The organism is Mycobacteroides sp. PCS013, assembly GCF_049532645.1.
GTDB classification, from domain to species: Bacteria; Actinomycetota; Actinomycetes; order Mycobacteriales; family Mycobacteriaceae; genus Mycobacterium; species Mycobacterium gwanakae.
Genome location: NZ_CP150131.1, coordinates 1 through 20,641 on the forward strand (window position 1 = coordinate 1; position 20,641 = coordinate 20,641).

A 20,641-nucleotide genomic window follows, 5' to 3' on the forward strand; every position below is an offset into this window, starting at 1 on the left:
TTCATCATCGTGCTGACGGTGATCGTGGTGCTGCTCATCCTCGTCGCACTGCTGCGGGCCATTGTCGCTCCGCTGTATCTCATTGGTTCGGTGATCATTTCGTACGCATCGGCAGTGGGTATCGGGGTGATCGCGTTCCAGTTCATCGGTGGACAACCGTTGAGTTGGAGTGTGCCGGGCATGGCGTTCATCGTGCTGGTCGCGGTGGGCGCGGACTACAACCTGTTGTTCATCTCGCGCATCCGTGACGAATCGCCCGACGGTATCCGTTCCGGGGTCATCAAAACGGTCAAGTCGACCGGCGGTGTGATCACCTCTGCCGGAGTAATTTTCGCCGCGTCGATGTTCGGCCTGCTGATCGGAAACCTGCAGTCGATGGTGGAAGCGGGCTTCATCATCGGCATGGGCCTGCTCCTGGACACCTTCCTGGTGCGCACCATCACCATTCCTGCTCTGGTCGTGCTGTGTGGGCAGGCCAACTGGTGGCCCTCTGCGATCGTGGAACCTTGGTTCCAGAAGCATTTTTCGCGCTCGAAGGTTGACGATCAGGATGCGGCAACGCCGGAGTTGGAGGAGCCCGAGTGTCCTAGCGGCGATCCGATACCCGAGGAGCCGCTGATTTCCGTTTCCCGCGAAGCCGAGCTCGCAGGCCGTCGATGACTATCGCGAGTCCGTCCTCGAAGTCGGCATCGAAGTCGGGCTCATAAAGCTCCGAGAAGACCTCCAAGATCGCCGGATACTTCTGCAGATCGAGCTTGGCGATCAGATTCTCTTCGGTGTACGGATTGGGCCCCGGATATTCCGAGCCATCGCGGGCCTGTTGTTCGATGGTGAAACCGATTGTGTAGTGGTGGATCACGGGAGATAGTCGGGCCGCTTCGCGAACAGTGAACCCGGCCGACGTCATGGCATCGAGCATCGGCTCCAGCATGTCGGCGGCGTTGGTCACAAAGGTGCCTGCCAGGATCCGGGCGCCCTGGTGGTAGCGCAGCATCGCCTGCCGTAGTGCACGAGCGCCGTTGGCCAGGAAGATATCCCATGGCGCCGAGGTGTCGTCGAAGGCATCATGGGCATCGCTCATGATCGCCTCACCCATGAGGTCGATGAGTTCGCGCCGGTTCTTCACGTGCCAGTACAGCGCCGGTGCCTGCACGCCGAGGGATGCCGCTAATGCCCGCATGGTTAGGCCGTCGCTGCCCTTTTCGTCGAGCAGGGCCAGCCCGGCTCGCGCGATCGTCTCCCGATTCAAAATCACGTTGACACCTTAACATTGTTAAAGTAATTATGGAGTCAATACCAATAACGACGTTAAGGAGAATTATGACCGAGCATGCAGTGGTCATCGCAGGTGGAGGCCCAACCGGGCTGATGCTGGCCGGTGAGCTGGCTCTCGCCGGTATTGACGTTGCGGTGTTGGAACGCCGGGGCAGCCACGAAGAGGTGGGATCACGTGCGGCGGGCGTGCATTCGCGCACCATTGAGGTGTTCGATCAGCGTGGGATCGCCGAGAGATTCCTCTCTCAGGGGATGACCGGCCAGGTCACCCATTTCTCGGGGATCTTCATGAGCATCGAGGATTTCCCCACCCGTCACCCCTACGCCCTGGGCCTGCTTCAGCACTACACCGAGAAGACCTTGGCGGCCTGGATCACCGACCTCGGCGTGCCGATCTACTACAACGCCGAGGTCGTCGGGTTTACCCAGGACGACTCCGGTGTCGATGTGGAGCTTGCCGACGGGAGTGCGCTGCGTGGGCTCTACCTGATCGGATGTGACGGCGGGCGCAGCACCATCCGTAAGGCGGCGGGGATCGGGTTTCCCGGACATGATCCGTCGTGTTCGGCGATGCTGGTGGACGCCGAGATCACCGAGCAACCGCTCGAGTTCGGTCTGCTGCGCAAGCCGGGACAATCGTTCCTCGGCATCCTGCCCTTCGAAGAGGGGTGGTGCCGGTTAGTGTTCAGCACCGATCTTGACCGACTGGGTGTCGAGCCGACATTGGAAGAGGCGAAGGAAGCGCTCATCGCCATCGCCGGAACGGATTTCGGGTTGCACAGTCCACGCTGGATGTCGCGGTTCTCCGATATGACTCGCCAGGCCGACCGCTACCGCGACCGTCGCTTGTTCCTTGCCGGAGATTCCGCGCATATTCACTTCCCGTTCGGCGGACAGGGGCTGAACACCGGTGTTCAGGACGCGGTGAACCTGGGATGGAAGCTGGCGGCGGTGATCAAGGGAGAAGCCCCCGACTCGCTGTTGGACACCTACCACTGCGAGCGCCATCCGGTGGCCGAAAGGGTGCTGCACAACACCATGGCCCAAACACCGTTGTCCGACGCCGGGCCGCGGATGGATGCACTGCGTGACATCGTGGCCGACCTGCTGGCGATGGATGAGCCACGCAAGCGCATCGCCGGCATGATGAGCGGCCTGGACATCCACTACGAGCTGGGCGAGGGGCATCCGCTGCTGGGGCGCCGCATGCCGGACCTAGACGTGGTCACCCCGGATGGGCCCACCCGCGTCTACCCCTACCTGCACGCCGCCCGTGCTGTGGTGTTCAACTTTGGCGAGCCACAGAGTCTGAACGTCGACAGATGGGCCGACCGGGTTCAGCTGGTTGACGCGAAATACTCAGGTGCATGGGATCTTCCGGTGCTCGGTGAGGTCTCGGCGCCGGATGCGGTGCTGGTGCGACCCGACGGGTACGTCGCCTGGGTGGGGGAGGGGTCCGATGCGGGCCTTGGCGAAGCGCTCACCCGCTGGGTGGGATCTCCCGCCCCGGCGTAGTGTGGCGCGGGTGGCCGAGACACTGGAGTTCGGAGTCTTCATCCCGCAGGGCTGGCGCCTGGATCTGGTAGGCATCGCGCCCGATTGTCAATGGGACGTCATGCGTGATCTGGTTCGCTATGCGGAGGACGGGCCGTGGGACTCGGTGTGGGTCTACGACCACTTCCATACCGTGCCGGTACCCACCGACGAGGCGACTCATGAGGCGTGGACGCTGATGTCCGCCTTCGCGGCGGTGACCTCGCGAATCAAGCTCGGGCAGATGTGTACGGCGATGGGATACCGAAACCCGGTGTATCTGGCGAAGATCGCCGCGACAGTGGACATCATCTCGGGCGGACGCACCCAGATGGGCATCGGCGGCGGCTGGTACGAGCACGAGTGGCGCGCCTACGGCTACGGCTTTCCGGACGCCGCCGAGCGCCTCGGCCGATTGCGCGAAGGGGTGCGCATCATGCGTGACGCCTGGCGGGATGGGCGTGTCACCCTGGACGGCACCTATTACCAGGTCGACGACGCCATCGTGGCGCCCAAGCCACTGCAGCCCAAGGGCATTCCGCTATGGGTCGCCGGTGGCGGCGAGAAGGTGACGTTGCGGATCGCGGCACGTTATGCCCAGTACACCAACTTCGGGCAGACTCCCGAGGAATTCGAACACAAATCGAAAATTCTTGCGGCGCACTGTAAGGACATCGGCACCGACTTCGATGCGATTGTGCGAAGCGCCAACATCAACGTCGTCATCGGTGCCGACGATGCCGAGGTGGCGGACCGGCTGGCTGCCATCAAGGCGCGGCTGGTGCCGGTTGTCGGCGAGGACATCGCCGATGTCACGGTTGGCAATCTGACCGCGACCGCCGGAACTCCCGAGCAGATCGCAGAGCGTCTGGCTCAGTTCCGCAGACTGGGTCTGGGCTATGCGATATGCAATTTTCCGGAAGCGGCGTACGACCGTTCCGGGATAGACCTGTTTGTGCGCGAAATAGTCGCCGCCCGTGTGTAATTGAGTTAATTAGACGCTTTGTCTATTACGGATTCATCGCCGGAGAATATCGCTTGAACGAATGCTCTGGTGATTCGAATTAATCCGATAGTACTTTGCGCGTGAATCGTTTTACGCCTGCTATCGGACAGGGTGTTCACGCTCATGAGAGTTCTACGGTTCTTGGTTGTCGTGTCCGTCCTAGTGACCATCGGGATAACATTTCCATCTGTCTCGCAAGCAGATACGGCCATCGAAGCAGAATCGATGTCCTATACCAGCGGCGGCGGGGGAGCCTGGGCGGACGGTAGCGCGTCCGGTGGCACCCTCCTGGGCCTATACGGTCAGAATGCTATTGCCACAAACACGGTGTGGCTCCAAACTTCGTCGAGAATAGTTATTCGGGCGCGTGGGCAGCAATGTTTGGGCGCGCCGGCCATGCGCATCAGCGTCGACAATGCCGAGGTGGGCAATTTCACCGTATCGGCAAATGGCCTGACCGATTACACGGTGGATTTGTCCATCGCCGAAGGGGCGCATTCCATCACCATTACGAACAGCGCGGCGTACAGCACCTTCTTCTGCGGGCGAATGCTGGTGCTGGACAAGGTGACGGTGGTGTGGACCGCGCCCACCACGACGCCGACAACCACCACGGCGCCGTCCTCGGACTGCGTTGTGAATGAGTACCAGGCCAGCTACTACAACAACACCGCGTTGAGCGGTGACCCGGTGGTGCGACAGTGCGAGACATCGGTGGGTGGCTACTTCCGAAGTGCCGCACCGGTATCCGGTGTCAACACGTCGAACTGGGGTGCCCAATATGCCGGAACGATCCACTTTCCGGTCAGTGGCAACTACGTGTTCAGTGCGGACACCGGGAACATGGCGGTGCGGGTGTGGCTTGACGGACAACTGGTGATCGACAAGGGGGCGGTGAGCTGGGGCCGAAATCTAGCTGCCAAGAACGTCACCGCGGGTGATCACGCGGTTCAGGTTGCCTTCTGGAAGTCGTCCGGCGATTCCTTCGAGTTCTTCTCCGTCTCGCAAATGGGGCCGGGCCCGGCCAGTACCAATGGCAACTACTTCTCGGCAGACTCCTTCTGGAACACACCGATCCCCGCCGACGCCCAGATCGACTCTCGCTCCGACGGTTGGGTGGCGATGCTGGGAAACCAGAATGGCATCTCGCTGAACAGCAGCACGTGGACGCAACCCATCTATGTCGCGCCAGCGGGCACCCCTACCCGCGCCATCCGGATCACAAACTCGAACAAGTACCTGACGGTTCCGTACCTGCCGTCCTATAGGGCGAGCCCTGACGGTGACAGCGCGCTGATCATCGTGGATCAGGCGAAGGGATGTGCCTATGAGCTGGAGATGTTCAATAATTCCTCCTCGGCGGTGGCCTCCGCCTCGTATCACGCCTACACGGGCACCGGCGGACACACATCGGGGCCGGCCCATGCGGGCGGCGAGCTATCTTGGCTGGCAGGGCTCATCAGATCGTCCGAGGTGAACGCGGGCGGCATCAACCATGCGCTGCGCTATGCGCTGCCTATCGGCTCACCACGATTCGCCTATCCGGGCACCCGTTCCGACGGCACCACGCCCGGCGGCATTCCGCAGGGGACCAGGATGCGACTCGACCCGTCTCTGAATCTGGACCAGTTCGCCCTGACTCCGTTTCAGCGGATGGTGGCTATCGCCTTGCAGAACTACGGCGGCTACAACGCCGATACCGCCGGGGTGCTCGCCGTCGCCACCGAGAACACCATGGCCTCAGCGCCTTTCAACCTGCCACTTTCGGGGTTGCCGCAGACCCTCATCCAGCATCTGCAGTTCCTCAAACCCACTGTGGCGTCTACTGACATCCGGTTGGACGAGCAGGCCGACCAGACCTGTGCGCAACAGCAGTAGGGCCCATTGTTTACAACCCAACCGATACCGTAAGTTACGGGAATGCCTTCGCTTGACGCAGTCGATGAAGCCTTCCTGTCCAGTGCTCCCGTGCGAGCCAGTCACACCATCTCGGTACCGGTGTCCGCCGACACCTTGTGGCGTGAGCTGACCAACGACACCACGTTGCGGTGGTTGGCGCCGGGTATCAGGGTTGTGTGGGGTAGCCCGCGCGCCGGGGTCGGAGCGGTGCGCAAGATCGGGCCGGCTGTGGGACCCAAGGTGAACGAGCACTACTTCCTCTGGGAGGAAGGACGTCGGAAGGCGTTCTACGTGACGAGCATGCCGGTGCCTGCTCCCGGCTTGCGTGCCTTCGCCGAGGACTACGTGGTGACGCCGACGGATCGCGGTGCCGACTTCACCTGGGCATGGGCCATCGACGGCACGGGACCGATTCGTAATGCCACCCCCGCGGTGAACGCCATCGTCGGATTCTCGATGAAGCGCACTCAGCGGTACTTCGACAAGATTGCCGCCGCCGGAAGGTAAGAGTTCGCCCGTACAGTGAATCCGTGCGTGCGTTCGTTCTGCTTACGGTGTTCCTGGTGGTGGCGGCGTGCGCGCCTGCCCGGAATGAGACGGATGCGGCAGCCCAGAATCCTTGCGATGTAGGCCAATACTGGACGCGGTACTACAACAACACCGAGCATTCGGGCACCGCGGTGCTCGCTCGATGCGAGTACTCGGTCGGTGGGAACTTCGCGGGATCTCCAGCACCGGGCGTACAGGCCGACGGATTCTCGGCCGACGCCATCGGCTCGTTGCGATTCCCGGTGACGGGTCAGTATCAGATCGCCTCGATGAGCGGTGGTGTCGTCGCGCGTGTATGGCTGGATGGCGAGCTGATCTTCGATCATGCCGATACCCGGGACTGGGGGACCGATCTCGCCACACGCACCGTGGAGGCTGGTGTACACGCGGTCCGCGTCAGCTATGCCGGGGCCAGCGGGCCTGCGGTACAAGAGTTCTCGGTGTCTCAGGTCGCGCTTGGTCCGGCTTCGGGCAACGGCAACTACTTTGCGGCGAATTCCTTCCTGAATCAGCCCCTCCCGCCCAATCCGGCGGTCGACCCGCGTTCGCCGAATTGGGTTGCCGCGCTGATGCATCACCCGGATGTCAAGGCAATCGACGTCAACGAGGACATCTGGACCACCGCCGTCTACCACGCGCCCGCGGGCACCCCGACACGGATCGTCGCCGTCCGCAACAGCGGGAAGTCGATCGAGATCCCCTACCTGCCGCATTATCTGCCCACCCAGGACGCCGACGCCCATATCGCGATCATCGACGACACCACCGGGTGTGAGTACGAGTTCCAGTCCTTCAAGCCGGATGCGATGTCGGCCATTGCCCAGGCCACCTACCGGGTGAACACCGGATCGGGCGGACATGTCAGTGGGCCCGCGCATTCGGGCGGCGAGCTGTCCTACCTGGCCGGGCTGATCACGCCGGAGGATGTGCAAGCCGGCGTGATTGATCACGCACTGAGATTCGCCATCCCGATCAACGCCCCCACCTACGTGTACCCGGGTACCCGGTCGGACGGCACGGTCCCCGATGGGGTGCCGGAGGGGATCAGAATTCAGCTTGATCCGGCCCTGGATTTGCGGACGCTGAAACTGAGCCCCTTCCAGCAGATGGTTGCGACGGCGCTGCAGAAGTACGGCGCGTTCGACGCCGATGTCGCCAAGACCTTCTCGCTGACGGCGCGCAGCGTGATCGACGGCACTCGGTACCCGATCCGGGTCGACGATCTGCCGCGCGAGTTGATCGGGCATCTTCGTTTCCTCACGCCGTCGATCAGCTCCACGGATATCCAGCTGGACACCGCTGCGGACCAGGGCTGCCGACAGCAGCGCTAGTCTGGTAACGCTGATACCCTTCTTTCGGTGTCGCGACGCTCTGTGGCTGCTTATGAGTGCTTTCTGGCCACGAGAAAATTCGGGGCCCTGGATGGCCTGCGGGCGCTGAGCGTCCTGGCGGTGATCTGGCACCACACATCAGGGACGCCCGGTCCGAGGATCTCGCACAGCGGATTCATGGGCGTGGACTTCTTCTTCGCGATCAGTGGCTTTCTCATCACCACGCTGCTGATGCGTGAACGAGATCGCACGGCGGACATCTCGCTGCGAAACTTCTATGCGCGCAGGGCGTTACGAATCTTCCCGCTGTACTACGCGGTGCTGGCGCTGTATGTCCTGCTGGTGTTCGCCACCGAACGCGATACGCCGAAGGGCGAGCAATTCTTCCGGAACCTGCCCGCGTTCCTGACCTACACCGTCAACTGGTTCGTCGACCTGTCCGCCGGTACCTCGGTGCCGTTCTACTTTTCGTGGTCGCTGTCCACCGAGGAACAGTTCTATGTGTTGTGGCCGCCCCTATTGGCCGGCGCGCTGCTCCTGGGCAAGGGAAGAATCGGGCCCCCGCTTGCCGTGCTGTTCATCCTGGTCGCGGTATCGGTGGGCGCAGGCATGTTTCTGGACACCCGGGTGCTGCCCTGGCGCATTCTCGCGAGCCTGTCCCTGCCCATCCTGCTCGGTGCCGCCTCCGCGATCGTGGTGAACACGCGTGGTGGCTACGCGGGAGTCTCCGCGGTGCTGGGGTGGTGGTGGTCGGCCCCGGCCGTGCTCGCGGCGATGATCGGCGCGCTGTGGTGCGGTGCCCCGCCCTGGTCGATACAGGTCATCATGGTCACCGCGGTCACCGCCGTGACCATCCGCGAGGACACCCTCATGCACCCAGTGCTGACCTGGCGGCCGCTGGCATTCATCGGTGTCATCAGTTATGGGATCTACCTGATGCACATGTTGTGCGCCAACGTCGTTCGCCGCGTGGTGCACGAGGAGCAAGGGTTGGTGCTGTGCGCCGGGACAACGGTTCTCGTCGTCGCCGTTGCCTATGTCAGCTTCCGGTACTTCGAGACCCCTCTACTGCGCATCAAGCGCCGCTTCGAATCACCTGCGGAGCGATCCGGTGACGAACTGTCCCGGACCGCTAACCAATTGCCGGTCCGAGCAGGTCGTCGGCATCGGTGATCCGGTAGCCGTAGCCCTGCTCGGCAAGGAATCGCTGCCGGTGGGCGGCGTATTCGGCATCGAGGGTGTCGCGCGACACCACCGAATAGAAATAAGCCTGCCCGCCGTCTGCCTTCGGCCGCAGCAGCCGCCCAAGTCGCTGCGCTTCCTCTTGGCGTGACCCGAACGTACCCGAAACCTGAACCGCTACAGCTGCTTCCGGAAGGTCGATGGAGAAGTTGGCTACCTTGGAGACCACCAGGGTGGCGATCTCCCCGCGACGGAAAGCGTCGAAGAGCGCTTCGCGCTCGGCGTTCTTGGTGGAGCCCTGGATCACCGGGGCGCCGAGCTCGGTGCCCAGCTCGTCGAGCTGATCGAGGTAGGCGCCGATCACCAGCGAAGGAACTCCCGGATGGCGGGCCAGGATCGACTTCACCACGTTGATCTTCGTGTGGGCTGTCGAGCACAGTTTGTATCGCTCGTCGGCCTCGGCCGTCGCGTAGATCATCCGTTCGTTATCGGTAAGGGTGACCCGCACCTCGATGCACTCAGCGGGGGCGATCCAGCCTTGTGCCTCAATGTCTTTCCACGGTGCGTCATAACGCTTGGGCCCGATGAGGCTGAACACGTCGCCCTCGCGGCCGTCCTCCCGGATGAGGGTGGCGGTCAGTCCGAGGCGGCGGCGCGACTGCAGGTCGGCCGTCATCCGGAACACCGGAGCGGGCAGCAGATGCACCTCGTCGTACACGATCAAGCCCCAGTCCCGGCTGTCGAAAAGCTCCAGGTGACGGTATTCGCCCTTGGTGCGCCGGGTGATCACCTGATAGGTCGCGATGGTGACCGGCCGGATTTCCTTGCGTTCACCGGAGTATTCGCCGATCTCCTCTTCGGTCAACGAGGTCCGCGCGATCAGCTCCCGCTTCCACTGCCGCCCGGCGACGGTGTTGGTCACCAGGATCAGGGTGGTCGCCTTGGCCTTGGCCATGGCCGCGGCACCCACCAGCGTCTTACCGGCACCACAGGGCAGTACCACCACGCCGGAACCGCCCGCCCAGAACGAGTCGGCTGCCATCTGCTGATAGTCCCGAAGCTCCCAACCATCCTGAGCCAGGCTGATCGGGTGCGCTTCACCGTCCACATATCCCGCGAGATCCTCTGCCGGCCAGCCGATCTTAAGCAGCAGCTGCTTGACGCGGCCACGCTCGCTGGGGTGCACCTGCACGGTGTCGTCATCGATGCGGGCGCCGAACATGGGGGCGAGCTTCTTGTGCCGCAGCACCTCTTCGAGGACGGCGCGATCCAGGCTCACCAGCGTCAGACCATGGGCCGGATGTTTGACGAGCTGCAGGCGTCCGTAGCGGGCCATGGTGTCGACGATGTCCACCAACAGCGGTTGAGGTACCGCGTACCGGGAGAAGGTGACCAGGGCGTCGACAACCTGCTCGGCGTCATGCCCGGCGGCGCGGGCGTTCCACAGCGCCAGCGGGGTGATGCGGTAGGTGTGCACGTGCTCGGGTGCACGTTCGAGCTCGGCGAAAGGGGCAATCGCCTGGCGTGCCGCGTCTGCCTGGTCGTGATCGACCTCCAGCAGCACGGTCTTATCGGATTGGACGATCAGCGGTCCATCGGTCATTCGGTCCAGGATAGTGATGCCCGGAGACATTGGCGGGTGCTGTATGCCCTGCTAGATTGCTGCGGTGACGACACCACAAGACCGCAGCACCCTGGCCGAGATTTGGCAGCGCCGGTTCGCGTTCTATGACCAGTACGCTGCGGCACCGACGAAGGAAGAGGCCAATGCCATCTTCCGGGCCGGGTCGTTCTGGACACGTATCCGCTTGACCAGTAATTTCCTGGCCTTTTTCTTTGGCCCGATCTACTTCTTCGTCAAGGGGATGTGGCGCAAGGGCCTCGTGCTGCTGGGGATCACCGTGAGTGTCAGCATCGCGTTGGGAGTGCTGGGAGCCTCCGACAGTGTGACGCGCGCGTTCTCCTTTGGCTTTGCTGCGCTGTTCATGGGAATCGCCAACCAGGCCTACTACCTGCATTGGGTGCGCAAGAGTGAGTCCTGGAACCCTTTCGAGGGTGTCCGCTGAGGGGTTAACCAGCCGTCACGGTCAGGACGGTGGGGAAACCGCGGTGATGCGGTGAATCGCGAAGTCGCGGATTCGCCCGGCGGCGGTATCGAAGGCCGACAGCTGCCCACCGCGCACGCTGATCGGATTGACCACGCGCGAGGACGCCACCCCGGCCGGGTCCACGTACCCGATCAACACGCTGGTTTGAGCCTTGGCGGACTGCTGCAACAAGGCCACCGCATGCGACGGCTCGATGCGAACGCCGTCGTGATCGCCAGCCGCCCGTAATGCCTTGACCACCGCGGCGGCCGCGGGCTCGCTGAGCACGGGTGGCGTCCAACCCATCCGGTGCGGCTGCGGTGTCACCCGCGCGCGGTGCGCCCGCAGCGCCACGATCGTTCCGGTGGCATCCTCGGCGGCGGGGGCGAAGCCCGCCGAGCGCAACCCGGCCACCAACTCGGCCAGGGGAGCCAAGGACACCGCGACCGTCGGCGCCAGCAGCCGCAGCCCCAGATCCTCGGCCACGGCCGATGCCATCACTTGCGTCAGCAGGGCCACGTCATCGCAGCGCAGGAACGAGCTGGCCACCCCGGCCCGAAGCTGCCCATGCCGTCGCGCGACATCGTCGATGAGATACGTCAGCGATTGGGGGACAGGGGTTTTGGAGCGTGAACCGAAGAAACTGTGTAGCGACGTCGCGGTCCGCCCCGAATCCAGCGCGCGGCGGATGCTTGCCTCGCTGACCCGAAAGACGCTGGCTGCCCCCGCCGATTCGAGGTCCGCCACCGCCGTCAGCTCCAGTTCCACTTCGCGCGTCAGCGGTCCGGGGGCGACGACCGTGAGATCGGCCTGCACCAGGAAGTGATCGATGGGGCTGGGCAGTGCCTTGTCCATCGCGGCCAGCGTCGCGCCCTCATCGCCGGCACTGTCCAAGAAGGTGCGCACGTGCGTCGTCAAAGCGCCGCGCCCGATCACTCCCATTGTCGTCGCCTCGAACAACAGGGCCGTTACCGGTTCCACGCCCAGCCGGCCGCCCCAACGCGGTCGGCGCCACCGCATTACCCGCGACGTTTCCTCGGCCCGCAGTCCTTGCCCGGGCTCCAGCTCGCCGAGGATCTGCAGCAGTAGCTTGCGATCATGTGGCGCTGCGGTCGAGCGCAGTGAATCAGAAAGCGCCGCAATGGGTTTGTCCTCGCTGGTGCGCTTACCTATCAGATCCGGCCGCGCCGCCAGCATCAGCCAGGCCGACATCAGCCGTAACCAGCGGGTTGCGGTGGGCAGCTCGGCGAAACGGTCGGCCTGTACGGTCGGCGCCCAATGCCAGCCCTCGGCATCGGTCTCGATATCGGGGTCACCGACCGCGATCAGCTCCGCTGCCGCCAGCACCTCCAGCAGTAGTCCCATCCGGCTGTCGTCGATCCCCGTCGTCTTCGCGAGCCGTTTGACCTCGCGCACCCCCAAACCGCCGCTGCGCAGCTGCGGCGCCGGGTTGACCCCGAGCTCGTCGAGCAGCAGGCCGACCTCGCGCAGGAGATCGAGGGCGGCACCGGCGGCAGCGGCGTCGGCTTCAGCCTGGGTGGCCGTCGTGATTTCCACGATGGGGGGCTGCAGCCGGTCTGGCTCCTCACCACGGAGCAGCTGTGCCACGAATCTCGGCAACAGCACCGTCTCGTCGTCGATGCGCTGCAGCAGCCCGGCGGCCAGTAGCCGCTGCACCGGGCGATCTGGTGGGGCGTCGGGCGCAGCATCCCGGGTGCGGCCGATCGGGGATCCCGCGATGAGCGCCCGCAGCAGCTCCATCCCGCGTTCATCGGTCGCTTCCAGGGCGGCACGGGCAGCGTCGTAGGAGGCCGGAGTCTGCTCGCTGATCACCTGACCAACAACCCAGGGCAGACCCAACCGCGTTTCTCCCGCCAGGTGCAGTTCGCGATCCCCCCACACCAGCGCCAGCTCGCGCAGCCGATCCAGGGTGGCGCGCACCTGCAGTTCAGTGGCGCGACCGTCGACCTGGGCGAGCACCTCCGAGAGCGGAACACCAGTGATGTCCGCACGTGCCACCAGCAGCGCGTCCAGCACCGCCAGGGTCAAAAAGTCCAGGCTGTCGGTCGCCGCGCGCACCGATTGGCGTGAGAGCGCCCGGCCCGCCAGCGCCGCCAGCGAACCCGGAGGTGGCGAGGCCAAATCGGGTCGCAACTGGACCAGCCGCACCAACTGTTCGTCTGGCAGCTGGCGCAACCAGGTAGCCAATGCCGCATCCTCACTCATCGGTCACCAGCGTAGAGGCGGGTTGGGTTCGCCGTCGGCCCCCCGGCCTGCCACAATGGCTTCGTGGCTGACAAAGAGCAATACGTCGACAACGGCTGGCCCGCACATGTGGACGGTGAGCACGCGGTCTCCGAACTCGCGGCCGACCGCACCGGAGCGCTGTCACCCTTCGGCGACATCGAGTTCCCGGTGGAGTCCGTGCCCTACGTGCACCCCGTCACCGTCATCAACAAGTAACGGTGTCCGACGGTCTTCGCGGCAGCGAGGGGTCCCCACCTGACCGTCTCTCCCACATCGACGAGCACGGGTCCGCGCACATGGTCGACGTGTCGGCCAAGCAGGCCACCGCACGCGAGGCGGTCGCGGCCGGATGCTTCGTCACCACCCCGGACGTCCTGAAGTTACTGGCTGATGGCGCGCTCCCGAAGGGCGACGCCATCGCCACCGCTCGTCTGGCCGCCATCATGGCCGCCAAGCGCACCAGCGAGCTCATCCCGCTGTGCCATCAGATACCGCTCACGGGCATCGACGTCGACTTCCAGATCGACACCGCCAACGGGTCCGTTCAGATCACCGCCACCGCGCGCACCCGGGACCGGACCGGGGTCGAGATGGAAGCGCTGACCGCGGTGACGGTCGCCGGACTGACCCTGCACGACATGGTCAAGGCGGTCGACCCGGCATCGCGCATCGACGATGTCCGGGTACTGCGCAAAGAAGGCGGCAAGACCGGAACATGGACCCGACCCTGAGATCTGCGCGGGTTATCGTGGCCTCGACCCGGGCGGCCACCGGCCAATACCCCGACAAGACGGGGCCCGTCATCGCCGAATGGCTTGGTGCGCAAGACTTTCATGTTGAAAGGCCGATCGTCGTGCCGGACGGCGACGCGGTAGGGGAAGCCATTCGTTCGGCGTTGGCCGATCGGGTTTCACTGGTCATCACCACCGGAGGTACCGGGCTGTCGCCCACGGACGTCACTCCCGAACAGACCGCCGCGCTGCTGGACCATCAGATACCCGGCTTGGCCGACGCGATCAGACGCTCGGGACTGCCGACCGTACCCACCAGCATCCTTTCCCGCGGCGTGTGTGGAGTCGCCGGTCGCACTTTGGTGGTCAACCTGCCCGGTTCCACCGGCGGGGTGCGCGACGGGCTTGCGGTGCTCGGGGGCGTGCTGGGCCATGCACTCGACCAGATAGCCGGGGGTGATCACGTATGAGCGCTAGCGTCACTCGAGCGCTATTGACCGGGGAACGCATCTCACTGATCGAGCACGAGCAACTCGTCGATCACGAATCAGCAGGGGCTACAGTCGGATTCGTAGGGAACGTGCGTGACCACGACGCGGGTAAGACCGTGCTGCGGCTGGAGTACTCGGCGCATCCGTCGGCTCAGCAGGTGCTGACCGATGTGGTGGAACGCATCGCCGCGGAGGCCGAGGGTGTGCGCGCGGTGGCGGTGAGCCATCGCATCGGCGCACTGACAGTCGGCGAGGCAGCCTTCGTAGTGGCGGTGAGCGCCGACCATCGTCGTCAGGCATTCACCACCTGTCAGCGCCTCGTCGACGATGTGAAGGCTGCGCTGCCGGTATGGAAGCACCAGTTCTTCGCCGACGGCAGTGACGAGTGGGTGGGGTCGGCCTGAAAAATCCGGTCACCGATTGGGGTCTGGTACCTAAAAACCCAGATCAGGGCACTGATGGTCCAGTGGGTGCAGTAACTTCCTTGGTTCATGAGCACTCCAGTGCAACCGAGACACCGCAATACGGCTCCTGCACCCCAGATTTTCCCGCACCCCGGTAAACGTCCGGCGCGGCCCGACGACGATCCCTTTCATCTCCCACCTGATGGCTTCTGGGACGCTGAGCCCGGAACAGTTCTGCGTGCCCGCCCGGCAGACGTCGGATTCCTGGGGCTGTTACGTCAGCGAGTGACGGCCTGGCAGTTGCTGTTTCGCACCACAGATCCGCATGGCGCGCCTGAAGTCTCGGTTACCACGGTGCTGGTGCCTGCGACCCATGACCCGCACTCTCCACGCCTGTTGGCGTATCAGTGTGCGATCAACTCCAGTCAGCGATCCTGCTTTCCCTCCTATTGCCTGCTACAGGGTGCACGGGGACCTTTCGCCAACCCACAGATCGAATTGCTGCTGATGGCCGCCGGGTTGCGGCAGGGGTGGATCGTGAGCGTCGCGGACCACGGTGGACAGCCCGGCCGCTATGTCGTCGCGCGTCAACCCGGCTACCACGTACTTGACGGTTTGCGCGCCACGCAACAGTTCGCCGAGCTGCGGCTTCCGTCCGATACGCCGATCGGGCTGTGGGGATATTCCGGTGGCGGGCTTGCCAGTTCGTGGGCGGCGGAAATGGCACCTAGCTATGCTCCCGAGCTCAACATCGTCGCGGCGGCGTTGGGCTCACCGGCGTCGGACCCCGGCAAGATCTTGGATCGGGCCGACGGAGGATTGTTCGCCGGGCTGGGCTTCGCGGCCATTTCTGCCTTGCGCGGTAGCTATCCGGCGCTGGATTCTGTTTTGACGCAACACCTTACGCCCAAGGGTGAGAAGATCATGACGACGGTGCGGGGACTTTCGACGGGACAGGCCGTCGGACGGTATGTGATGCGTAACCTCGACCGCTATGTAGACCTGCCCATCGCCGATCTGATGGCGCTGCCCGATGTCGCGGCCATGAGTGAAGATCTGCGTCTGGGCAAGGCGGCGCCAACCTGCCCTGTGTACATCTACACCGCAGTGCGCGATCAGCTCGTGGGTATCGACGAGGTGGATCGCCAAGCCGATTTCTACGCCACGCACGGCACCGACGTCACCTACCGGCGCGACATGCTCAGCGAGCATGTGTCACTGGCCCTCCTGGGCGCACCTGCCGCCCTGCGCTGGCTGGCGCAACGCTTGGAGGGCATGGAACCCGAATCCGGTACCCGCACTGTGGGATCCATGCTCGCCTCGATACCCGCGCTATGGACCTTCTCGGTGATGTCCGCGGCCGCGGCCCGCGTACTTGGGGGCCGCCAACTGTAGGTCTACGCGCGTTCTGCGATCACCGTGTACACGGGGATGTAGAGCAGCGGATCGTCGATATCTTGTTCCAGCCGGTCGAGTATTTCGGGGTCTCCGCGGTAGGTTCCGCGAATCGTGTTGAGAAACTCGGTCTTTGGTGCGGCCATCGTGGTGGGATTCAGCTGCAGCACGGTCCACCCATTGGCGGTCAGCGTCTGTTCGATCTGCTCCGCCCGCAGGGCGTTCTGGAACGGTGTCGGCACGCCGTGTACTCCACCGTGTGCGAAACACCATATGTACCAGCGTGCTCCGGGGCGTGTGGCGCGGTGCAGAGCACTCGCGTACTTCGCGTTTCCCTCATTGTCGAAGCAGTGATAGACGCCGCTGTCGATCACGGTGTCGAACCTCGATTCCCAGCCGTCGAGCTCGGTCGCATCGGCAACCTGGAAGTCGATGGTGACGCCTGCCGCGGCCGCCCGACCCTTGGCTTGTTCGATTGCCGAAGGTGCGAAGTCCAGTCCGGTGACGTTAAAGCCCTGTTGGGCAAGGTAAATAGCGTTATCGCCGAGCCCGCAGCCGATATCCAGGACCTCGCCGCGGACCGCGCCGAGTAGAGCCAGTTCTTTGATGCGAGGTTTGGCGTCCTTGGAGTCCCACGGGACGATGGGCCCGCCGTCCTTGATGCTCTCTCGGTACAGATCCTCAAATGTGTTCTGGGTGGGTGCGGTCATGATGTTTAGCCTCTTTCTGCGACGATACTGAAAAACGGCATGTGGATGATGTCGTCATCCAGCTGCTGGAGACGCTCGAAGGTCTGCTGTGCTTGTTCTGCCACGCCCGGGCGCTGAGAGCGCTCGCGCATATCGGCGGGCATCCGCTCGGGATCGATGCCGGCCAGCGCGGCACCGACGAATGCCGCTCGCGATCCGAGATAGGTTGTCCGGCCGAAGTATTGGATGTTCCAGTTGGCGTCGGACAGTACCGTCTTGATCTCTTCGGGGTCTTGCACGCCGAATGGCATCGCGATGCCATTGACGGTGCCGTCGCCAAAGCAGGCGATGAACCAGCGGGCACCCGGCCGGGTGGCCCGGTGCAGTGCGCTCGCGTACTGCTGATGACCTTCGTGATCGAAACAGTGATACACGGCGCTGTCGATCACGGTGTCGAACCGCCCCTCCCAGCCGTCAAGCTTTGTCGCATCGGCGACCTGCAGATCGACGGTCACACCCGCGGCGGTGGCCCGTTGTTTCGCCTGCTCGATGGCGGAGGGAGAGAAGTCCAGACCGGTGACCGACAGGCCTTGCTGAGTGAGATAGATGGAGTTCTCGCCGAGCCCGCAGCCGATATCCAAGATCTCTCCGCGCAATGCGCCGTACGCGGCGAGTTCTTTGATCCGCGGTTGTGCGTCCCTGATATCCCAGGGCACGCCCGCGGCGGGGGCGCCCTCGAACATGGGTTTGCCGTTGTAGACCGCTTCGAATGTCTCTTGACTGGGAACGTCCGGGGGAGTGGTCGGTGCCGTCATGCCCACCAAAGTACGCCTCGAAGCTGGGGCGTCAACCCTCTTGACACTGGGCCTACACTTCGCGCCGAAAGGGTTACCCCGCAACGACAATCGCCCCGGCCGTGAGGGCCGGGGCGATTGTCTGGTGTACGAGTTAGCGCTGGGCCAGGGCCAGGATTGCGTCGCTGGCCTTGACATCCTGCGTCTGCATGGCGAAGACGATGTCCTTGAGGTACGACACTCCGCGACCATCGCCGGGCGCGACGTCCGTGGTACCGGGGGGCAGGTTGTTCGGATCGGGCAGATGCCGGACGACACCGGCGATCGCTTCGGGGCTGGTCGGCACACCGTTGGAGGCCACCGGGCCGGCATCGAACGCGGCCTTACCGGCGGCGAAGCCGATGTCCGCGGCGTCCGGGACACCCGCGGGAAGCGGGATCTCGGGAGCAGCAGCCGGGGCCGGCGCGGGCTCGGGAGCCGGGGCGGGCTCGGCGGGCGCCGGGCCGGACTGGAACTCGTACGGCAGGACCTGGTCCTCGGCGGCGGGGGCTTCGGGAGCCGGTGCCTCTTCCGGGGCGGGAGCCTCGTCGACGACAGGTGCTTCGGGTGCCGGGGCGGCGATAGCTTCGGGTGCTTCAGGAGCCTCGGGCTCGGGGGCCGGGGCGGGCTCGGCGGGCGCCGGGCCGGACTGGAAGTCGACGTCCTGGGCCTCGGGGGCAGGCGCTTCTTCGGGGGCCGGGGCCTCTTCCACGACGGGTGCCTCGGGGGCCTCGGCGACGAACTGCTCATCAGCCTCGGGCGCCGGAGCGGGCTCGGGTGCTGGGGCGGGCTCGGCAGCGGCCTGCTCCTCGTGGTGAGCGGCAGGGGTGATGTTCGCCGCGGGAGCGGTCCGGGGGGTGGCGCCGGACAGGCCACGACCGCAGACCGGCCAGGCTCCACGGCCCTGACCCGCGAGCACCTTCTCGGCGATCGCGATCTGCTGCTCCTTGGTGGCCAAGTGAGCGGACGGGGCGTACTGGCCGCCACCGCTGTTGATCCAGGTGCTGGGCGAGAACTGCAGTCCGCCCTGGTACCCGTTACCCGTGTTGATGGCCCAGTTATTGCCAGATTCGCAACGCGCGACCTGGTCCCACTCGCCATCGGTGGCTGCGTTGGCCGTTGCGGCCATCATCAGACCGCCACCGACAAGGCCTGCACCTGCTACCGCGACCTTGGCCGCTTTAGCGCCCGCCTTGGTGGGCTTACTGTGCCGTCCACTCATATGTCCGTCGTATTCCTCTCTGTGACGCACCTGCGAAGTGAGCTGTCGGGTTCGAGCGAGAGGTCGCCCGGCCCGGTTTCCCGGGCTTCACCCCAAGAACCATGAAGGTTCATGCTGGAGATCAAGATCTCCGGCGGTTGGGTTCCCCGCCTCCGTCCCTTGATTTACCGACGAGGTGCCACACCCGAGGGACGGAGCTCGGTGCGCGGGTATGGACTGCGGATGACGGTACGTGTCGATCCGCATCTCGTCATGTTGGACATTTCACGGTGTTTCGTCCACGGCGGGGTGGGTTTATTCCCGTTGCCGGTGAGGTCTGTGCAGGTTATTGCGTAGCTCCACCGCCCCGTGTCTACGCCGTGACCGTACTGTGACCTTGGGATGTGTGTCGTAGATCACGAAATTGTCTAGGTATCTCTATATGCAACTCTCAGAGATGCCTTAGAGCTTCCTTAGGAAATTGGCGGGCCAGCGCTCTTCTATCCGCCAGCGAACGGAGGCAGAACATCCACGACAGACCCTGATTCCGGCCGGTGGGAGCGGTCGCGGACGGCCACGCCGTCATGAAGGAAGGAACAACGCGCCAATACGCGTTCCAGTTCCGGCCCTTTTGCGGCCAGCTGGCGCGTCAGGTCATCGAAAGATGCCCCCGCGGGGAGCTCCACGGTCTCTTCTTCGATGCCTGCGGCGTTCGCGGCAGCGGCGAAGTATCGGATTCGGATGCTCACCTAACCGCCGATCGCGCTCATGGGACGGTCAGGCTGCAGGAACGACGGGTCATTGATCCCGTGGCCCGGTTTCTTTCCCCACATGGCGGCCTGCCAGGCCGAGGCCACCACATCGTCGTCGGCACCCGAGCGGAGCAGCCCGCGCAGATCCGTTTCGGTGGTGGCGAACAGGCAATTGCGTACCTGACCGTCGGCCGTCAGCCTGGTGCGGTCGCAGTCTCCACAGAACGGTCTGGACACCGACGCGATGATCCCGACCGTGGCGGGGCCCCCGTTGACCAGCCAGCGTTGTGCTGGGGCGCTGCCACGGGGTGCCGGATCCGCGCTCAGCGTGAATTCCCGGCTCAGGGCGGCGTGGACCTCGTCGGCGGTCACCATGTGAGCGCGGCTCCAGTGATGCCCGGCATCCAGTGGCATCTGTTCAATAATCCGCAGCTCGAAACCGCGCTCCAGACTGAACCGCAGCAGCTCGACCGAGTCCTCCTTGTACTGCTCGGGGGTCAGCACCGCATTGATCTTCGTCGGGGTCAGCCCGGCAGCGCTCGCGGCTTCCAGGCCGGCGAGAACGTCGGTCAGCCGGTCTCGGCGGGTGATCGCGGCGAAGCGGTCCGCATCCAACGTATCCAGTGACACGTTGATGCGGTCCAGCCCGGCGTCCCGTAGTGCCGCGGCCTTACGGTCCAGACCGATGCCGTTGGTGGTCAGCGCGATATCCGGGCGTGGTGACAGTGCGGCCACCGCGGTGATGATTCGCTCCAAATCCTTGTATATCAACGGCTCTCCGCCGGTGAACCTGACGCTACGGATTCCGAGTTCGGTCACCGCGATGCCGATCAGCCGGATGTATTCCTCGGCGGTGAGCAATGCGTCGCTGCGCAGCCAGTCCAATCCCTCTGCCGGCATGCAGTACGTGCAGCGCAGATTGCACCGGTCGGTCAAGGACACCCGTAAGTCGGTCGCGATGCGGCCGAACGAATCGATTAACGGGGTCATAAGTCCAGCGTAGCGACCACTTGCGTGCGCCGAGTAGGATGACCAG

At 64.4% G+C, this 20,641-nt stretch carries 21 protein-coding genes and 1 riboswitch; of the genes, 13 read left to right on the forward strand and 8 right to left on the reverse strand.

From position 1 onward, the window contains the following. On the forward strand, window positions 1–660 hold a 660-nt coding region (locus RHO23_RS00005), incomplete at its 5' end, for an MMPL family transporter (protein ID WP_423488478.1). Here the strand turns inward: RHO23_RS00005 and RHO23_RS00010 are convergent. Continuing rightward, complete coding sequence (locus tag RHO23_RS00010; RefSeq protein ID WP_030094307.1) at window positions 587–1,255, reverse strand: TetR/AcrR family transcriptional regulator C-terminal domain-containing protein; 669 nt, start codon at window positions 1,253–1,255, stop codon at window positions 587–589. The genes RHO23_RS00005 and RHO23_RS00010 overlap by 74 nt on opposite strands. A 65-nt stretch (window positions 1,256–1,320) precedes the next feature. Between RHO23_RS00010 and RHO23_RS00015 the strand changes: the two genes are divergently transcribed. From RHO23_RS00015 to RHO23_RS00040, 6 genes are all read left to right on the forward strand, one after another. Beyond that, window positions 1,321–2,790, forward strand: a complete 1,470-nt coding sequence (locus tag RHO23_RS00015; protein WP_423488479.1) for an FAD-dependent monooxygenase — start codon at window positions 1,321–1,323, stop codon at window positions 2,788–2,790. Window position 2,791: 1 nt separating this feature from the next. Then, window positions 2,792–3,793, forward strand: coding sequence for an LLM class F420-dependent oxidoreductase (locus RHO23_RS00020; protein WP_423489292.1), 1,002 nt, complete (start codon window positions 2,792–2,794; stop codon window positions 3,791–3,793). Between the two features lie 417 nt (window positions 3,794–4,210). Continuing rightward, on the forward strand, window positions 4,211–5,692 hold the full coding sequence (locus tag RHO23_RS00025; protein ID WP_423488480.1) for a PA14 domain-containing protein: 1,482 nt from the start codon (window positions 4,211–4,213) through the stop codon (window positions 5,690–5,692). Window positions 5,693–5,734: 42 nt separating this feature from the next. Further along, window positions 5,735–6,220: an SRPBCC family protein gene (locus tag RHO23_RS00030; protein ID WP_423488481.1), complete on the forward strand. Its 486-nt coding sequence runs from the start codon at window positions 5,735–5,737 to the stop codon at window positions 6,218–6,220. 23 nt (window positions 6,221–6,243) lie between these two features. Beyond that, window positions 6,244–7,593: a PA14 domain-containing protein gene (locus RHO23_RS00035; RefSeq protein WP_423488482.1), complete on the forward strand. Its 1,350-nt coding sequence runs from the start codon at window positions 6,244–6,246 to the stop codon at window positions 7,591–7,593. 27 nt (window positions 7,594–7,620) lie between these two features. Next, window positions 7,621–8,766 (forward strand): acyltransferase family protein, encoded by a 1,146-nt coding sequence (locus tag RHO23_RS00040; RefSeq protein WP_423488483.1) that lies wholly within the window; start codon window positions 7,621–7,623, stop codon window positions 8,764–8,766. Here RHO23_RS00040 and RHO23_RS00045 read toward each other — a convergent pair. Beyond that, a complete protein-coding gene (locus RHO23_RS00045) occupies window positions 8,726–10,378 on the reverse strand; it encodes a DNA repair helicase XPB (RefSeq protein ID WP_423488484.1) in 1,653 nt (550 codons plus the stop codon). The two genes, RHO23_RS00040 and RHO23_RS00045, sit on opposite strands and share 41 nt — an antisense overlap. 64 nt (window positions 10,379–10,442) lie before the next feature. Here RHO23_RS00045 and RHO23_RS00050 point away from each other — a divergent pair, with 64 nt between their 5' ends. Continuing rightward, a complete protein-coding gene (locus RHO23_RS00050) occupies window positions 10,443–10,841 on the forward strand; it encodes a DUF2628 domain-containing protein (protein ID WP_030094315.1) in 399 nt (132 codons plus the stop codon). Between the two features lie 21 nt (window positions 10,842–10,862). Here the strand turns inward: RHO23_RS00050 and RHO23_RS00055 are convergent, their stop codons facing one another. After that, window positions 10,863–13,088: a helicase-associated domain-containing protein gene (locus RHO23_RS00055; RefSeq protein ID WP_064407852.1), complete on the reverse strand. Its 2,226-nt coding sequence runs from the start codon at window positions 13,086–13,088 to the stop codon at window positions 10,863–10,865. Between the two features lie 63 nt (window positions 13,089–13,151). Here RHO23_RS00055 and RHO23_RS00060 point away from each other — a divergent pair, with 63 nt between their 5' ends. The 5 genes from RHO23_RS00060 (at window position 13,152) to RHO23_RS00080 (ending at window position 16,130) form a co-directional block, all read left to right on the forward strand. After that, window positions 13,152–13,325: a hypothetical protein gene (locus RHO23_RS00060; protein ID WP_044104154.1), complete on the forward strand. Its 174-nt coding sequence runs from the start codon at window positions 13,152–13,154 to the stop codon at window positions 13,323–13,325. Between the two features lie 80 nt (window positions 13,326–13,405). Further along, on the forward strand, window positions 13,406–13,840 hold the full coding sequence (moaC, locus tag RHO23_RS00065; protein ID WP_423489293.1) for a cyclic pyranopterin monophosphate synthase MoaC: 435 nt from the start codon (window positions 13,406–13,408) through the stop codon (window positions 13,838–13,840). After that, complete coding sequence (locus RHO23_RS00070; protein ID WP_418035992.1) at window positions 13,825–14,310, forward strand: MogA/MoaB family molybdenum cofactor biosynthesis protein; 486 nt, start codon at window positions 13,825–13,827, stop codon at window positions 14,308–14,310. Before moaC ends, RHO23_RS00070 begins: the two co-directional genes overlap by 16 nt. Then, entirely contained in the window at window positions 14,307–14,735 is a 429-nt protein-coding gene (locus RHO23_RS00075; RefSeq protein ID WP_057965687.1) for a molybdenum cofactor biosynthesis protein MoaE, read from the forward strand. The genes RHO23_RS00070 and RHO23_RS00075 overlap by 4 nt, the downstream gene beginning before the upstream one ends. 87 nt (window positions 14,736–14,822) lie before the next feature. Continuing rightward, a complete protein-coding gene (locus RHO23_RS00080) occupies window positions 14,823–16,130 on the forward strand; it encodes a lipase family protein (protein ID WP_423488485.1) in 1,308 nt (435 codons plus the stop codon). A 2-nt stretch (window positions 16,131–16,132) separates the two neighbouring features. Here RHO23_RS00080 and RHO23_RS00085 read toward each other — a convergent pair whose 3' ends face one another. The 5 genes from RHO23_RS00085 to moaA all read right to left on the reverse strand — a co-directional run bounded on the left by RHO23_RS00085 (window position 16,133) and on the right by moaA (window position 20,595). Next, complete coding sequence (locus RHO23_RS00085; protein ID WP_264921837.1) at window positions 16,133–16,840, reverse strand: class I SAM-dependent methyltransferase; 708 nt, start codon at window positions 16,838–16,840, stop codon at window positions 16,133–16,135. A gap of 5 nt (window positions 16,841–16,845) precedes the next feature. Next, window positions 16,846–17,640: a class I SAM-dependent methyltransferase gene (locus tag RHO23_RS00090; protein WP_423488486.1), complete on the reverse strand. Its 795-nt coding sequence runs from the start codon at window positions 17,638–17,640 to the stop codon at window positions 16,846–16,848. A gap of 127 nt (window positions 17,641–17,767) precedes the next feature. Further along, window positions 17,768–18,874: a transglycosylase family protein gene (locus RHO23_RS00095; RefSeq protein ID WP_064407858.1), complete on the reverse strand. Its 1,107-nt coding sequence runs from the start codon at window positions 18,872–18,874 to the stop codon at window positions 17,768–17,770. A 10-nt stretch (window positions 18,875–18,884) separates the two neighbouring features. After that, window positions 18,885–19,057, reverse strand: a riboswitch (cyclic di-AMP (ydaO/yuaA leader). A gap of 296 nt (window positions 19,058–19,353) precedes the next feature. Then, on the reverse strand, window positions 19,354–19,602 hold the full coding sequence (locus RHO23_RS00100) for a MoaD/ThiS family protein (protein WP_030094324.1): 249 nt from the start codon (window positions 19,600–19,602) through the stop codon (window positions 19,354–19,356). Beyond that, entirely contained in the window at window positions 19,603–20,595 is a 993-nt protein-coding gene (moaA, locus tag RHO23_RS00105) for a GTP 3',8-cyclase MoaA (protein ID WP_057968774.1), read from the reverse strand. Window positions 20,596–20,641: the final 46 nt, after the last annotated feature.

What these genes read in the sequence shown, in the direction of transcription:
- RHO23_RS00075 (WP_057965687.1), top strand. Translation starts at nt 14,307, where the DNA reads ATGAGCGCTAGCGTCACTCGAGCGCTATTGACCGGGGAACGCATCTCA.
- moaA (WP_057968774.1), bottom strand. Translation starts at nt 20,595, where the DNA reads ATGACCCCGTTAATCGATTCGTTCGGCCGCATCGCGACCGACTTACGG.
- moaC (WP_423489293.1), top strand. Translation starts at nt 13,406, where the DNA reads ATGGTCGACGTGTCGGCCAAGCAGGCCACCGCACGCGAGGCGGTCGCG.
- RHO23_RS00095 (WP_064407858.1), bottom strand. Translation starts at nt 18,874, where the DNA reads ATGAGTGGACGGCACAGTAAGCCCACCAAGGCGGGCGCTAAAGCGGCC.
- RHO23_RS00015 (WP_423488479.1), top strand. Translation starts at nt 1,321, where the DNA reads ATGACCGAGCATGCAGTGGTCATCGCAGGTGGAGGCCCAACCGGGCTG.
- RHO23_RS00030 (WP_423488481.1), top strand. Translation starts at nt 5,735, where the DNA reads ATGCCTTCGCTTGACGCAGTCGATGAAGCCTTCCTGTCCAGTGCTCCC.
- RHO23_RS00055 (WP_064407852.1), bottom strand. Translation starts at nt 13,088, where the DNA reads ATGAGTGAGGATGCGGCATTGGCTACCTGGTTGCGCCAGCTGCCAGAC.
- RHO23_RS00080 (WP_423488485.1), top strand. Translation starts at nt 14,823, where the DNA reads ATGAGCACTCCAGTGCAACCGAGACACCGCAATACGGCTCCTGCACCC.
- RHO23_RS00025 (WP_423488480.1), top strand. Translation starts at nt 4,211, where the DNA reads ATGCGCATCAGCGTCGACAATGCCGAGGTGGGCAATTTCACCGTATCG.
- RHO23_RS00045 (WP_423488484.1), bottom strand. Translation starts at nt 10,378, where the DNA reads ATGACCGATGGACCGCTGATCGTCCAATCCGATAAGACCGTGCTGCTG.
- RHO23_RS00070 (WP_418035992.1), top strand. Translation starts at nt 13,825, where the DNA reads ATGGACCCGACCCTGAGATCTGCGCGGGTTATCGTGGCCTCGACCCGG.
- RHO23_RS00085 (WP_264921837.1), bottom strand. Translation starts at nt 16,840, where the DNA reads ATGACCGCACCCACCCAGAACACATTTGAGGATCTGTACCGAGAGAGC.